Source organism: Pontibacillus salicampi (genome assembly GCF_042434395.1).
Classification (GTDB): Bacteria; Bacillota; Bacilli; order Bacillales; family BH030062; genus Pontibacillus; species Pontibacillus salicampi.
The window spans coordinates 111,543-125,988 of record NZ_JBHLTP010000001.1 but is presented as its reverse complement, the minus strand read 5'-3'; the positions used below and the strand labels follow the sequence as shown (position 1 = coordinate 125,988).

General features: G+C 40.8%; 12 protein-coding genes. 8 read left to right on the top strand and 4 right to left on the bottom strand.

Annotation, left to right across the window (positions count from 1 at the left end; all coding sequences use genetic code 11):
- Positions 1 to 42 precede the first annotated feature (42 nt).
- Positions 43 to 585, bottom strand: coding sequence for a GNAT family N-acetyltransferase (locus ACFFGV_RS00615; RefSeq protein ID WP_377344583.1), 543 nt, complete (start codon positions 583 to 585; stop codon positions 43 to 45).
- A gap of 188 nt (positions 586 to 773) precedes the next feature.
- On the opposite strand from ACFFGV_RS00615, the gene ACFFGV_RS00610 reads away from it, so the two are divergent.
- From ACFFGV_RS00610 to ACFFGV_RS00600, 3 genes are all read left to right on the top strand, one after another.
- Positions 774 to 2,102: an FAD-dependent oxidoreductase gene (locus tag ACFFGV_RS00610; RefSeq protein ID WP_377344582.1), complete on the top strand. Its 1,329-nt coding sequence runs from the start codon at positions 774 to 776 to the stop codon at positions 2,100 to 2,102.
- Positions 2,103 to 2,108: 6 nt separating this feature from the next.
- Complete coding sequence (locus ACFFGV_RS00605) at positions 2,109 to 3,116, top strand: class I SAM-dependent methyltransferase (RefSeq protein ID WP_377344581.1); 1,008 nt, start codon at positions 2,109 to 2,111, stop codon at positions 3,114 to 3,116.
- Between the two features lie 525 nt (positions 3,117 to 3,641).
- Positions 3,642 to 4,301, top strand: coding sequence for an alpha/beta family hydrolase (locus ACFFGV_RS00600; RefSeq protein ID WP_377344580.1), 660 nt, complete (start codon positions 3,642 to 3,644; stop codon positions 4,299 to 4,301).
- 72 nt (positions 4,302 to 4,373) lie between these two features.
- Here the strand turns inward: ACFFGV_RS00600 and ACFFGV_RS00595 are convergent, their stop codons facing one another.
- Complete coding sequence (locus ACFFGV_RS00595; RefSeq protein ID WP_377344579.1) at positions 4,374 to 4,874, bottom strand: cupin domain-containing protein; 501 nt, start codon at positions 4,872 to 4,874, stop codon at positions 4,374 to 4,376.
- Positions 4,875 to 5,162: 288 nt separating this feature from the next.
- A complete protein-coding gene (locus tag ACFFGV_RS00590; RefSeq protein ID WP_377344578.1) occupies positions 5,163 to 6,011 on the bottom strand; it encodes an STAS domain-containing protein in 849 nt (282 codons plus the stop codon).
- A 155-nt stretch (positions 6,012 to 6,166) separates the two neighbouring features.
- Here ACFFGV_RS00590 and ACFFGV_RS00585 point away from each other — a divergent pair, with 155 nt between their 5' ends.
- On the top strand, positions 6,167 to 6,754 hold the full coding sequence (locus ACFFGV_RS00585; protein ID WP_377344577.1) for a hypothetical protein: 588 nt from the start codon (positions 6,167 to 6,169) through the stop codon (positions 6,752 to 6,754).
- 77 nt (positions 6,755 to 6,831) lie between these two features.
- A complete protein-coding gene (locus tag ACFFGV_RS00580) occupies positions 6,832 to 7,917 on the top strand; it encodes a hypothetical protein (protein ID WP_377344576.1) in 1,086 nt (361 codons plus the stop codon).
- Positions 7,918 to 7,975: 58 nt separating this feature from the next.
- Here the strand turns inward: ACFFGV_RS00580 and ACFFGV_RS00575 are convergent, their stop codons facing one another.
- On the bottom strand, positions 7,976 to 9,595 hold the full coding sequence (locus ACFFGV_RS00575) for a BCCT family transporter (RefSeq protein WP_377344575.1): 1,620 nt from the start codon (positions 9,593 to 9,595) through the stop codon (positions 7,976 to 7,978).
- Positions 9,596 to 10,002: 407 nt separating this feature from the next.
- Between ACFFGV_RS00575 and ACFFGV_RS00570 the strand changes: the two genes are divergently transcribed.
- The 3 genes from ACFFGV_RS00570 (at position 10,003) to ACFFGV_RS00560 (ending at position 14,405) form a co-directional block, all read left to right on the top strand.
- Complete coding sequence (locus ACFFGV_RS00570) at positions 10,003 to 11,241, top strand: aminopeptidase (protein WP_377344574.1); 1,239 nt, start codon at positions 10,003 to 10,005, stop codon at positions 11,239 to 11,241.
- Positions 11,242 to 11,451: 210 nt separating this feature from the next.
- Entirely contained in the window at positions 11,452 to 12,168 is a 717-nt protein-coding gene (locus tag ACFFGV_RS00565) for a polysaccharide deacetylase family protein (RefSeq protein WP_377344573.1), read from the top strand.
- 71 nt (positions 12,169 to 12,239) lie between these two features.
- Positions 12,240 to 14,405, top strand: coding sequence for an ATP-dependent helicase (locus ACFFGV_RS00560; RefSeq protein ID WP_377344572.1), 2,166 nt, complete (start codon positions 12,240 to 12,242; stop codon positions 14,403 to 14,405).
- The last annotated feature ends 41 nt before the right edge of the window (positions 14,406 to 14,446 follow it).

Below are 14,446 nucleotides of genomic sequence, written 5' to 3'. Positions count from 1 at the left end.
GGACTCCCTCTCCTTTTCTATCATAATGTCTTTAAAAAAATGTTATTTCTTCCATTCCCTCTGTAGCATCCCATAAATGATGTGATCAACATGATGGTCATAAAGCCATTCTGCTTCCCGAACTTGTCCTTCCTCAGTAAACCCTAGCCTTTTCGGGATGGCCTGGCTTTTTAAATTAAGAGAAGCACAGCGGATCTCTACCCGGTGTAACCCGAGAGTATGAAAGGCATACTCTACAAGAGCCTCAACAGCTTGTGTCATTAATCCTCTTCCCTCAAATTCTTTTCCAAGCCAATAGCCGATGGAGGTAAATCCGTGCAGGGTATTAATCTCATGAAACCCGACCGTCCCTGCTAGTGTACCGTTATGCCAAATTCCCGCATCAAATCCGTTACTCTTAGCAAACTTATCTAGAGTACTTTGAATAAAGGACTCTGTATGCTCTAATTCAGTTGTACCAGCTACCCAAGGCATCCATTCACGTAAATGTGGCCGGTTGTTATGTATAAGCTCGAATAATTCCTTTGCATCTTTCCTTTCTAATAATTTTAAATGAGTTTTACTATCAATAGTGTAAGTGAACATAGTACGCTTCCTCCTTATTTGTATAGATGTAGGGCACCTATAGCATATGACGGTTCTATAATAGAACATTGTAACAGAGCTTTCTTGAGATAGGAATATGAATATTCTGAAATATAGAACACCTTGAAACGTTTCATAGAAGCAAGGGAGAGGAATAGAAGAATTATACATATGGAAGGGGGGAGAGGATGTCAGACACAGAAGTTCTTATTCACGGTGGTGGGGTCGGTGGATTAGCACTTGCAGTCAAACTCGCCAGTCAACAAGTACATGTTGCAGTAGTTGAACAATTAAAAGCGGCCTCTCCCTCGTACAAAGGAGAACTGCTTCAACCGAAAACGTTAAGTATTCTTGATGAGTTAGGTATGCTAGATGAAGTGCTTGCGTTTGGTCATTCGTTCCAGGAAATTGAATTTGTTGAATTACAAAGAAGGCAGGAAAGTCCACCTATGCATGTTGGTAATACAAAAATGGACTACGGATTACTTGCCTCCTCCTACGATTATGCGTTAATGATCCCCCATGAGGAGCTAAAACGGATTATGCTGGAAAAGGCTAAGCAATATAAGAATTACTTTCGGTACATTCAACCTGCTAGATTTATCGGATTTGACCAGGGCGTCGCACAAATCAAGCATACCGATGATAAGTCGATAGAAGGGGTGTCTGCTCACATTTATGTTGGAGCAGAGGGGAGAAATTCACCTACAAGAAATGAAATGGGCTTATCTATAAAAAATAAGACGTATAACCATCATTTTCTTACCGTCACCTTCTCGAGACCGGAGGATTTTACAAATGGGAAAATTGTTACAACCAACCATCGTTTCCTAGGCTTGTTCCCCTTGCCTGACAACCAAATCAGGACGGTTTTCTTAATTAAAGCCGGTGCCTATAAAACACTGAAAAAGGAAGGAATTGAATATTTCCATAAAGCATATGAGGAGTTATGCCCTTCACTAGGAGAGCATGTGAAAGAGCTCCAATCCTGGAAGAGAATCCAATTAATGATTCCAACAATGTACCATGTAGATCAATATGTATCCCAAAATGTAGCTTTAATAGGAGATGCTGCTCATGCAGTGCATCCGATGGCAGGGGAAGGAATGAATCTGGCCATCCAGGATGCGGATGTGTTAGGACAGTTAATTGCCCATATGAAAGAAACCAATCAATGGGGTCATGAAATGCTGACATGGTATGAAAAAGTAAGACGACCGAGAGCGCAATTTCTGCTTGATTTAAGTCACTTATCTGCGATGGCATACTCTTTCCCATACAAATGGTGGAGGAGAATACGAATAAAGAGTATTGAACAAATGGAAAGAGATCCAACCTTGCATATGAAGCAAATGCTCAACATCTCTGGATTAGGACGTTGGGACAACACGATTCTGGACCGATTCATTCAAATAGGCGCCCTTCCAAAAAGAAAACGCACCGTATTAGAAGAAGAGCAGTTAGAATATTTTTTTGAAAGAACAGAGGATTATCCATGGGAGAGAAAGGATTGGTGACCTAACATGAAGGACTGGCAAAAGGCATTACGAGCGAGAAATTGGATGAAGCGCAATGAGTCGTTTCTATATACATGGCACGCTTATGTGGGAAATGAATTGAACTTATTTAAGAAATTTCAATCACCAGTGACGGTTCAGGAGGTAGCAGAAGCAAACCAAATTGGAGAAGACCTGTTGCAATGCTGGGTAGAAGTAGGCGTTTCTATTAAGCACCTGAGGAAGAGGACAGGCGGACGTTATAGAACCTCTAAGAAGCATTGCGGCGAATTCCTAACGGAGGATGGACAGCAAGTAGCAGCAGTATTGAAGGAAATGATGGAATTACATATTCCAACACTACTAGCGTATCCAAAATTTATGCAAACAGGCGAGCGAGCCTTTTTTAATCATGAGAAATTTGGAAGTGTGGTTGCAGAGACATCCAGCTTACTAGAGCACTTTGCTATCCGCAGAATCCGAAAGCTAATTCGCGAGCGGGAGATTAATAGAATTATCGACATTGGCTGTGGCTATGGAGGCTACCTGCGAAAGCTGGCTGAAACATTCCCTGACATTGAAATGGTGGGAGTGGATATGAACGAAAAAGTGATAGAATATGCCCAAAAAGCCTCCATCGGCTATGACAACATTACATTTGTGGTTGGAAATGCTACAAATTGGCATCCTAACGAGCAAAAAGCAGACTTGATTCTATTACACAACATTTTCCACTATGTCGAACCGTCCACTCGAGGAGCTTTGTTAGGTAATATCTCAAATTGGCTGGAAGAAGAAGGTCTCATCTCCGTCATTACTCCACTTCATGGATTAGAGCAGGGGCAGGCATTTTCCTCTGTATTTAACAGCTTCTTTACAGCTCATTCTAATTTATATGCACTGCCAAACCAGCCTGACATTACCTCCATCGCGAATGCAGCCGATTTAACGATCAGTGACTTAAACCCAATTGTGAAAGAAGGGGGCTGGTATTCCTTATGGCTTACTCCAAATGAAGGACGCCGTATAGGATAAAGATGGAGTTTCTGTATCTCTAGTAATAGAGTCTAATCATCCTAAGTAGTAACTCATAGAATAGAGATAATTACTACTATAGGGTCTAAAACTATACTAACTCCTTTACATGTCAACTTTATATGACAACCAAAGCCCCGGCATCTATTGTTAACAGATTATGGAATATTATGTCGCTTAGCTTATCCATCGTTATAAATTCTTCAGCATGCAGAGAAGCTTTTGTTTCTCTGCATGTTGTTTTGTTTCGGACTATTGCTGCTAAATCACCCTTAACCTTGTGAACGGGGTGGGTAATACGTGGCCCATCTAAGCATGTATAAACGGTGTATTCACTTTAGAAGCGGATATTTATTCATAATGCTCTAAAGTGATGTTTGGTGGATTAACGTGATAGATAAATCGTGGAAGACTTGGTTTCGAGAGCGGGTTGTAAGGTGTGAATTTCATTACGTGTACTCCAGCTAGATAGGGAGAGTAAGAGATGTTATGATGGGAAAAAACACCAATGGAGAGGTGGGTTTTATGTACGTTATTGAAGAAGGTGTAATTGGAGGATACTTGGAGCAGCCTGTTGCCTTTCGCCATATTAAACACGAAGCAAAAAGCGACCATTTAGCTATTGTGCTGCCTGGGCTTGGATACACGGTGGATAAACCAGTGCTATATTATATGACATCGGCATTATTAGAGGAAGGATATGATGTCTTCCAAGTAAATTATAAATACGATGATAAGGATTCCTTCCATGACCTGAATCAAGAAGAGCGGGAAGAGTGGGTTCAAACTGATGTTGAGAGAAGTATTCACCATGCACTAGAGGACGGAAGGTATAAGCATTTCTGTCTCGTTGGCAAATCATTAGGGACAAGAGCAATGGTATCTGAAATGACGGATAGAAAAGCCTTTCAAAAAGCCAAGACGATTTGGCTGACCCCCTTGCTTGATGATAGTGATGTAAGAGAAACATTACGTCAACTACAACAGCCATCTCTTCTTATTATTGGAAGCAGAGATTCCCATTACTCAGATAATGCCTTGGAGGAGCTTTATAAGAAGGAGAATGTCGCATGTGTGAAGCTGGAGGGTGCAAATCATGCGTGTGAGGTTCCATCTAATTCAATGCTTAGTATCCAATACCTTCATCGTATCATCGACCAAACAAAGCAGTTTCTAAAATCTTAAGGATAAAGAGGGGATGGTGCTCTCTACAGAGGCCATCTCCCCCTCATCCTGCGGCATAATAATCAGTAGCGCTTAAGACCAAACGTCTAATAGTCGGCCCTCTTCTCCATAAACAGGATCCGTTTTAGGGAGGGAGACTCTTTTAATGTTATCCAGAACAATAGGTCTTTCAGAGTGTTCGCCTGTTCGAATATCTTTCCACTGCCCTTCTGGATAAGCTCCTACCACTCTGAATTCAGACGTGGCATGGAGTCGTTTGTGGCCAACACCTGCTGGAATGATGACGACATCACCAGCCTGGATATCAACGGCTTTGCCATGCTCTCCGCCAAATTGAACAGTAGCTTCCCCACTCAACACGCCTAATACCTCATGGGCCGTACTGTGAAAATGATGATAATCGAACACACCTCCTATCCAGGTATCATGCCAATCCTTCTTCAGAAACACTTCATTCATGTCATCTTTATCATTATGGAGAACACCTGGGTAGAGGACCAGAGGTAGTTGGTGATTATTCGGAATAACACCATCATCTTGAAAATAATAGGTGCACATATTTGTATTTTCCACTATACCATCCTCCTTCTATATGGATATTTGAGTTCATTCCCCCTCCGTGGAAATTTAAACAGGAAGTGGTAATATTTACTACTAATATGGAGGGTGGTTCATTTATAGAAGGAGAGGGTCTATGTTGAGCTAATTACCTTACGCTCCACCCCTAATGAAAGGTGAAAACGATGTCGAAAGCATGCCAAAGGGGTTGTTCGGAACAAATAACTATAATCTGGATCAAAACAAAAAACCTGCTCTGTATAAAGCAGGATGTAGTGTTACTATTGTAGGAAGAGTGTCCCCTTACCCTTCCTCTTGCTGTTTATAGCTAAGGTCAGCAAGGGCGTGAGAGAGCGTGCTTTTTACTGGAATCTTGGAGAAATCAATGCCTAATTGTATGGATACTTGTGCCACCTTTGGCTTCATTCCACAAATGACGGATTGAATACCAAGCAGCTCAAGAGACTGGATAAGCTGAAATAGGTGCTGAGCTACAACAGTGTCAATGGTATGTACACCAGACATATCGAGGTAAAGTGTTTCATAGTGTTCTTTGCTGCACAACTCCAGTGTATTCTTTTGAATATAATGTGTCCTATTAGAATCTAAATCACCTATGAGCGGTAAAATGGCTTCCTTAGTTGTAATAGGTATGACAGGAGAGCTTAGCTCATTAATGAGATTTTGCTGAGCTTGCATTTGAGAAGAATAGGTTTCATCATAGTGCTTGACGAAATGAAGAATCATAAAATCATAAGCGTCGTTTATCTTTTGTCCGTACAGTAAAGCTGTATCCAAATCTAAGCCTTGTGCTACTAGAAAGCCCTTCACTTTATCCCATAGAATTCCTCTAAACAAGCGAAATTGTTCCAGGGACTCGTGTATAGGTACTTGTCCATTCACCCTTAACTCCGAAACATATTTGGCCCAATCCTTTAATTCTTGATGTGCTGTTTGTTCGTCATATAAGAAGTAATTAATAATAGCATGTATGAGTTTTTCGTTATGCTCTCTTAATTGACGCTCGAGATGGTCTCCTGCATCAGCAGCGTAGATCGAATTGATTCCTTTCTTACGCATATCCAGCCATTCTTGTGTAATATAGGGAGCCTGCTCGTAAAGATATTGAGAAAGTTGTTTTGCGTCTGTCATCTTTACACCACCTTTTTTGTTCTCTTATTTCTCATCATAAATGACCATACAGGAAAAAGGAAATAATACGATGTGTTTATGAGTATAGTTTGAGAATGAAACGATGACTTTAAACTTAACGTCTAATGCATAAACCAAATGGGAGGAGAGATACGATGAAAACCTTGCTTTTCTCAAGTTTCATTATACTCTTAAGTGGTGCTGCTGCATGTAGCGGAGAAGGTCTCGAAAAGGGCATCCAATCGGAAGAATCCGTACAGAAGGAGAAGAAAGAGAAGGAACAAACAACAGCTCCAGAAGATTCAAAACCAAAAGAAAAGAAGTTCACAGCTGATAATGAGGGGTTAGATAAAGGGAAAGCGAAGGTAATACTGGAAGACTATGAGCGTGCCTTTAATGGAATTATAACGAATGTCAGGGAGGATGGATCTTTTAAAAAATATCAGTCTGTAAAGGAAATTCGGGCATATTTGGACCACTATGTATCAGATGAGAGAGCGGATTACTTTATTGACGTCTTTGTTACTCAAAGAAATGATGGGCTGTTTGTAACAAGTACAGAGGGTCCTTTATTTTTAAAGGAGCAGGAGCCATTCCAGTTAGAGAAGGTAGAGGAGAGTACATATGTGGTTAAACAAGAGTGGGACAATGAATTGAACGGTCATATAGAGGTGCAGTACACCCTTGTTAGGGAAGAGGGGATATGGAAGGTTGATGATGTGGATCAAAAAGAGCTCAATTAACCACACAAGGATGAAACCATTTCAGAACAATGCACGTCAAAGGTGCTGAAAGATAAAGACCGAAAAGGGGATGTCATATGGTGAGAAAAGTGATGGGGATGGTGCTTCTATGGAGTGCTGCTGTTCTGGTTACGGGGTGTACTCCCAATGCAACGTCGGCTGAGGGGGAAGCAAATACAGAACAATCGGAAGTGGAGGCTAGTAATGGAGAGAGAGTAGAGGTGGAGAAGATAGAGGAAGAAATATTAACTAAAGAAAAAGCGGTATTAGTGTTAGAGGATTTTAAGAAAGCATTCAATACCATTATTCAATCCCAAAACGAAATCGGAGTCTTAACGAAATTCCAATCATTAGAAGAATTGAAGCAACATCTAGAGCATTACATGTCTTCGAGTCTAGCTGATCAATATGGGAAAGAGCATTTCAGAGAACGTGAGGAAGGTCTCTTTGTTGAGGTAGATAGGATGCCATTACTTCCTAATGAGAACGAGGTAACGTTTGAGGAAGTGGGGGAACAGATTTACTATCTAAAACAGGAACGGACCAACAGTACAGCGCAACGTATTCTTATAACCTATACCATTACCACTGAGGATGGAATATGGATTGTTGATGCTATTGACACTAAGGAACTCCCAGTAGAGGAAGGGCAAGCAGGTGCAAATGAGCAAGTGCAGGATCCGGAAGAAAAGGAAACAAATCAACAACAAGTACCTCAAACAGAATCGGAAGAAGAGCAGCAGAATGGGAAACAAAAAGCAAAGGAAGAATCTCTGAAAGGAAAGCCTTTAGTTGCAGAATTAGAGGATAGATTAAGGCAATTATATAAGATAAAAGCAGATGAGACTAATAAAGTTGTTAACTATAATACAAGATCAGAGATTTTAAAAGATTTTAATAAAGTTCTTGTATCTTCCTTAGCAACGAAATATGTTGATGAGAGCTTTGAAACAAAAGATGGGGAATTGTATTCTCTTCCTGGACATCTGCCAATTCGTGTATATCCCTCTATACCTTTTACATTAGATAAAGTTACAAGTAGCAGTTACAAATTAACTCAGAAGAACACTACAGATATGGATGGGGAATACACTATTACCGTAACTTATCAGTTTGTTGATGGCACCTGGAAAATTGCCAATCGTCAAATAGATTATGCATAGACATTTATATCCTACAAAAAGCACGTACCTAGTGAAGGTACGTGCTTTGTTATACTGCTTATCCAACTCGTGTATCTTGATCATTAGAATCCTTTTTGCGCTTGAGGCGATTGCGGATCTTACGAGAATCCAAATTAATGGTTTTCGGTTCATAATCGTCTGATGCTCTAATATCAGCATTAGAAGCCTTCATAAATGACCACGCTAATAGAATCATAATGATTAGCAGTGGGAATCCACCGACAATACTTGCTGTTTGCAGTGTACCCAGTCCACCTAAATACATAAGCGTTAATGGCAACAGGCACAAGGCAAATGCCCAGAACAAACGGTTCCAGCGTAGTGGTTCGCTTTCTACTTGCTTTTGCACTACGGATGCCAGAATGTAAGAGCTGGAGTCAAATGTGGTAGCCAGGAAGATAATGGCTAGCACAGTAAAAATAACAATCATGAGTGGTGCCATTGGCAGCTGTCCAAGCACAGCGATAATAGCTGCTGGTGCTCCCTGGTCATTTAATACGCCAATAACATCAAAGGAACCACTTAATTGCATGTACATGCCAAAGTTTCCGATGATACCAAAGAATAAAATACTGCCCAGTGTACCGTATAAAATAGTTCCAATAATCATTTGGCGAATAGTACGGCCTCTTGAAATTCTCGCTATAAAGAGACCGACGAAAGGTGCATAGACTAGCCACCATGCCCAATAGAACACAGTCCAGGATTCAGGGAAGCCGGTATTTTCAAAACCTCCCAGTCCGCCGAATGCTTCTGTCCAGGTACTCATGTGGAAGAAATTATCCAGCATTAAGCCAACACTATTGGTAGTAGTTTCGGCGATAAATTTAGTAGGTCCGAAAATAAACACGAATCCTAGCAGGAAAAATGCCAGCCAAAGGTTTACGTCACTTAATACTTTGATTCCTTTTTTCAAGCCAGTATAAGAGCTAACAGCAAAGATGACGGTACATACTACTAAAATAGCAGTCTGTAAGCCTAGTGTTACTTCAAGGCCTGTCAGGGAGGAAATACCTTCCGCTATCATAGGAGTACCTAGTGCGAGTGTTGTACCTGCACCACCCATTAAACCGAACATGAATAAAACATCAATCAATGTACCGAGTGGTCCATCTGCGTGACGGCCAATTAAAGGGCGACATGCTTCACTAATTTTAAGTACGGGTTTCTTTCTAACATAATAAAAGTATGCGATTGGTAAGGCAGGTAAAGTGTAGATTGCCCAAGCGATAGGTCCCCAGTGGAAAATACCGTATGCACTTGCCCACTGAATTGCTTCCTGGGATCCACCCTCTAAACCAAATGGAGGGGATTGGTAGTAGTAAGCCCATTCTATGGTACCCCAATATAAAATACTAGAACCAATACCTGCACAGAAAAGCATCGCAGCCCAGGAGAAGGTACTGAATTCTTTCTTTTCGTCCTTGTCACCTAGTTTAACGTGACCATTTTTACTAAAGGCAACATAAATGAGGAATAAAAATATACCTAAACCGACAATCATAAAGATGACACCGAAGTTTTGTGTCATGTAATCTTTTGCCGCCAGGACGTATTCTTGTCCTTGTTGAGGAAAAATAATGAGTGGCACTGTTACGGCTAACAGTAAGAAGAATGCCCCTATAAACGTGGGCCAGTCAATAATTTTGGATTTCATCAAATCGTCCTTTCTATGTGTTAACAGTACTTATCATACAATAGGATAGAAAACTTGTACAGAATAAATTGTACAATCTTTTTCAATAACATCAATAGAATTATATGATTGAACTGTACAAACCATTGATATACAAGGGTTATCGAGAGAAAGAAGCATGTTGAAAAAAGTTGCTAGAATAATCGAGAATGATAAGTAATTATAGAAACTTGTAGAATGATAGAAGGATTTGTCTATTTGTATGTAATCCTTTGGATAACGCTTTCATTTAATGAAGGAAAAAGGGTATGATATATCTATGCAGCTAAATGATTGACTAGCAAAACTACTAATGGAAAAACCGTTATCTTTCCATAGCTATCTTCAGTTTGTTACTATAGGTAGCACATTTAAAGGAGGACTATAGGATGCCCACACAGGAGCAATTAGAAAAATATGCGGAACTTGCTTTAAGGACTGGAGTAAACCTTCAGGAAAATCAAACATTAATGATGAATGCGCCAGTAGAAGGTGTAGAGCTAGCACGAATAGTGACTAGGAAAGCCTATGAAATGGGAGCGAAAAATGTACATATTAATTGGACTGATGACACTATGCAGCGTCTTTGGTTTGAACATGCCAATCAAGAGGTAATTGAGTCAGTACCTGAATGGAAAGTGGATATGTATGATTCCTTTGCGGAGGAAGGAGCTGCTATCCTTTCTATACGTGGTACGAATCCTGATTTATTGAAGGGTATTGATTCAACGAGAATTTCAGCAGCAAATAAAGCATCAGGCGAGGCTATGCAGAATTTTCGCCAATACACGATGAACGATAAAATATCCTGGTCTATCATCGCTATTCCTAATGCAGAATGGGCGAAAAAAGTGTTTCCTCATGAATCAGAAGCGGCTGCTGTCGATAAGCTTTGGGAGCACATATTCGATATTACTCGGGTAAACCAGAATGATCCTATTGCAGCGTGGAATGAGCATAATGCTATTCTTGGAAAGGCGAGGGACTTTTTAAATCAGAAGCAATTTAAAAAGCTAGTATATAAAGCACCAGGTACAGATCTAGAAATTCAATTACCTGAAGGGCATAAGTGGAAGGGCGGTTCCTCAGAAACGGAAGGAGGTATTTCCTTTAATGCCAATATGCCAACTGAAGAAGTATTCACGCTTCCTGATAAATATGGTGTGAATGGAACGGTTTCCAGTACGAAACCGTTGAGTTATGGTGGTAATCTAATCGAGAATTTCTCACTAACCTTTAAAGAAGGAAAGGTCGTAGATTTCACTGCAGAGAAGGGGTATGATACGCTGCAAAACCTGCTGGATATGGATGAAGGGGCAAGAAGGCTAGGAGAGGTAGCGATTGTACCGCATCATTCTCCAATATCTCAAAGCGGTGTTATTTTCTACAACACTTTATATGACGAAAATGCTTCCTGTCACCTCGCTCTAGGTAAAGCCTATCCTAGCAGCATTAAGGGTGGAGCGGATATGAACAATGAAAGCCTGGATCAGCATGGAGTCAACAATAGCATTGTTCACGTAGACTTCATGATGGGTTCTGGTGATTTAGACATTGATGGAATAACCCATGATGGAGAAACAGAGCCTGTGTTTCGGAATGGGAACTGGGCTATGGAATTTGAATAAATGGAATGAAGATGCCTCAAGGAAAAAATCCTTGAGGTTTTTTTATTTGCAACGGGTTTATATGTAGTAGAGTATCCTTGTTTGAAAGAACGTAATGAAGTATATCGTTGGATGGCAGCAAAAAATAGTAACACTATGTGTTTCATCTCTAGCTTAATAGGCTACATAATATAGTGAAAAACTACTAAATGATAAAGAGGCGATAACTTCGTGAGGAAATTAATGAACTATGCACTGGTGTCTCTTTTGGTCTTTTTTATTGTATTCTTTTCTAGTTATCATCTAATGAATGCTAGAACCGTTCAGGTGGCGGGAAAGCTTGTAACGGAAGTGGAAACAAAGGAAAAAGTTGTAGCTCTTACCTTTAATGGCGGACCCTCCAAACAAACCGAGCAATTATTAGAAACTCTTGCAGACGAGGACGTGAAGGCAACGTTCTTTCTGAATGGAAGTACGATTGTCAAGCATTCTGACCAGCTTGACCCACTTGTGAAATCACCTCACCAGCTAGGTAATCAAGGGTACTCTTATGAACGAATGGTCTTAAAGAGTCCCGTTTGGATTAAAGAGCAAATTGAAAAAACCGACCAGCTGATTAGAGAAGCTGGCTATGAAGATACGATACCGTTTCGCCCTCCGTACGGTAAAAAGCTGCTAGTCCTTCCCCTATATTTACAATTTCAGCAAAGGGAAACGATTATGTGGTCTATTGAACCACAAATATATGCCAAGATAGAAGCGGAGCCAGAGAGCATCGTAGAACATGTAACCACTAATACTCGTCCTGGCGCTATTATTTCCTTGGACGTTCTCTATGAGGATGATGTGGAGTATTCCATGGAAGCTGTTAAAGGAATTGTGGAGGCTCTTAAACAAGATGGTTATTCGTTTGTTACCGTTTCAGAGCTTTTGAAATATCAACAATAGGAAGTGTGACTTCATTATTAACAGAGAGTGTAGTATACTAATGGCAAACAAACGTTCTGTGAGGGATTAGTATGACGGAACCATTTAATATGTTACATGGCTTAAATGAAATGCAGCGTCTAGCTGCAACAACCACAGAAGGTCCTATTCGAGTTATTGCTGGAGCTGGTTCGGGCAAGACGAAGGCGTTAACCAGTCGGTATGCTTATCTAGTTAATGCACTTGGAATTGAACCTTCCAATCTGTTGTGTGTCACATTTACGAACAAGGCTGCTCAAGAAATGAAGCGAAGAGTAAAGAAGATTATTGGAGGCGAGAGGGACACAGGATACATTACGACGTACCATGGCTTTTGTGTCCGTGTTTTAAGGGAAGAGATTCATCATCTTTTCTATCCAAAGAACTTCCTAATATTAGATACGGAAGACCAAAAAACTATCCTAAGAGAAATCTATGAAGAATTACAACTGAAAATAAACGACAGTAAATTTAACCGGATTCTGAAAAAAATAGGCGAACTAAAAATGGATACAGGCTATGTATATTCGTTAATAGATCGGAATCAGCCTATTAAGCCAGAGGATACGGAGGATCAGGACCGGAAAATCCTATTAATGTATTTAAAGAAGCAGAAGCGGGTGTATGGACTGGATTTTGATGATTTAATGAATTTTACCTTCGCGCTATTTAAGGAATATCCAAAGGTCCTTGCCAGGTGGCAGGAGCGGCTCCACTATATTCAAGTCGATGAATTTCAGGATAGCAGCTCCCGGCAGTTTGAGTTGATTCGCCTCTTAGGAGAAAAGCATGGCAATGTTTTTGTAGTAGGCGACCCTGATCAGACTATTTATGAATGGAGAGGCGCAGACCCTGCCTATATTGTACACCTAGAGCGCTGGTATCCAAATTGCCAAACAATCTTTTTGAATCAAAATTATCGCTCCACCCCAGAAATACTGGCAGTAGGAAACTCCCTAATCCAAAACAATGCGTTACGAGTGGAAAAGCAAATGTTTACAGAAGCACCTTCTGGTGTAAAGGTTATCCATTATCATGGCAAGCAGGAACAAGAGGAGGCGAAATGGATTGTTGGGCAAATCAAGGATCTTGTAAAACAGCAAGGTGCTTCCTTAAACGATATAGCCATACTGTATCGTGCCAATTACCTCTCTCGATTTATGGAGCAGGAGCTTATTAACGATAATCTGGAGTACTCGATTTTTGGGGGATTCAAATTCTTTGAAAGAAAAGAAATTAAAGATGCATTGGCCCATTTAAAGCTAATGGCCTTTGAAGATGATTTATCCTTTATGAGAATCGTGAATACTCCGAAACGGCAAATTGGGAAAAAACGAATAGAATTGCTGCGGCAATGGGCTGAAGAATCTGGAGAGACGTTATATACGACATTGAAAAACAATTTGGACCATGATCAGTTTATTCGAACAGAGGCGCTTGAATTTGTAAATGCTATTGAGGCGTTGAAGGTGAAGAAGGAGGAAGTCAGTGTATCCGATTTACTGCAGGATGTGCTGCAGGCAACTGGGTATGAGGCTCATATTCGAGAAGATGGAGATCAGGACAGGCTGGATAATGTGATGGAGCTGCAACGGTCGCTTGTCCAGTATGAACAGGCGTATGGGGAGGATGTCTCGCTGGAATATTACTTGCAAATGCTCACTCTTTATACGGAAAATGACCGGGAAGATGAGAAGGAATCCATTAAGATGATGACTATTCATACAGCAAAAGGGTTAGAGTATCCGTACGTCTTTCTTATCGGACTTACAGAAAGCATACTGCCTAATGAGCGTTCGTTAAGAGATCGAAAGGAATATGCTCTAGAGGAGGAGCGTCGACTGGCCTATGTAGCCATTACAAGAGCAGAAAAGGAGCTGTATCTGACAGAATCGGAAGGCTTTACGGGACGAGGGCAGAAAAAGTACCCCTCTCGCTTTATTTTTGAGTTAGAGGATGGGTTATATAAGCGAGTGGGTGTAATAGATCGGGACCTCGAAGAAGAGGCCAAGGAAGTAATACGGATGAACCGAAAGCTCCAGCAGGCACCACAGAAGGAAGCCTCCTATGAAGTAGGTGCGCTGGTTAAACACCCAGTATTCGGCGAAGGGAAAATTGAGAGCATCGAGGAGCAAAAGCAAGTGTACCATGTACATTTTCCTGAGATGGAAATTACCAGACCAATCAGTTGGAGCTTCAAAGGCTTAACGACCATATAAAACCACGGCTTGAGGTGTTCCTCCAGCCGTGGTTTTCTTCT